We start from the raw sequence: 992 nt of genomic DNA on the forward strand, positions 1-992 counted from the left end.
TCCGGAGCGGGAAATCGTGCAGGCTCAGGCAGCAGCATAAAACGGGAAAATCGGACAACTACCTTGAAAAACTCCGTCGCTCCGCGATTATAACCAACCATTTTTTGCAGCTTAACTTGGCGTTAGGTGTCTTTTGGAAATGGAGTTATATTGAAATTAAATGAAACAGATTTAGAGATACTGGCTATATTAAAAAATGTCTTTCTTTCTAGAAACATTAAGCCATTAGCTTCAGATCATTATCTTAGAATATGGATGATACGCTGTTTTTTTTATGTTTCAGTGTTGTGCCTGATCACACGGATTGTCATCGGTCTTCAAGGTGAAGATACAGCTTTGATTTCTTCATTATTATCAGTACCAACTACTTTTTTCTTTGGTACCTTGTTTTTGCATATCAATAATGAATGCGAAAATACTAGTTTATTAGTTTTAATTATTACGTGGGTTTCTATTGTTATTGCTTTATTTGCGTAGTGAAAATGGAACACCTAACAAGAGCTTTAAACGGAACAAAAACAGTTGGTTACGTTTCGCTTCGCTCCACATTATAACCAACTATTTTTGTCCGCTTAAGCAGGCGTTATGTGTACAGGAAAGTATGTCGCCAGATAATCAAATAGTATTCAAATCGTTGATCCGTTATGGCTTATTTTTCTTTATAATTTGGCTTGTTTTATCAATGGTTCTGATTTTTACTGAGGCAGCTGAATTTTCAGTCAAAGGCTTAGGGTTTCATTCTTGGTATTACAACTTCCTACATTAATTCTTGTAGTTAAAACAAAACTACGATTAAATAAAAACCCAATAAAATGAGTGACGTACATATAACAAGCCAATTAAGCGGGACTAAAAACAGTTTGCTCGGTTTCGCTACGCTACACATTTTAGCAAGCAATTTTTAGCCCCTTATTGGGGCGTTGGTATGACTCCCACTGTCAAGTTAAACGCACTGATCCTTGCTTAACTTTTTAAGCCATAATTACTTCAGC

1 protein-coding gene is annotated in these 992 nt (G+C 35.9%); it reads left to right on the forward strand.

What is annotated here, in order from left to right; all coding sequences use genetic code 11:
* The first annotated feature begins 150 nt into the window (after positions 1-150).
* A complete protein-coding gene (locus AAEY57_RS19280) occupies positions 151-477 on the forward strand; it encodes a hypothetical protein (protein ID WP_350608580.1) in 327 nt (108 codons plus the stop codon).
* Positions 478-992 lie beyond the last annotated feature (515 nt).

Origin of the sequence: Pseudoalteromonas sp. MER144-MNA-CIBAN-0113 (assembly GCF_040308965.1) — a bacterium.
Classification (GTDB): Bacteria; Pseudomonadota; Gammaproteobacteria; order Enterobacterales; family Alteromonadaceae; genus Pseudoalteromonas; species Pseudoalteromonas tetraodonis.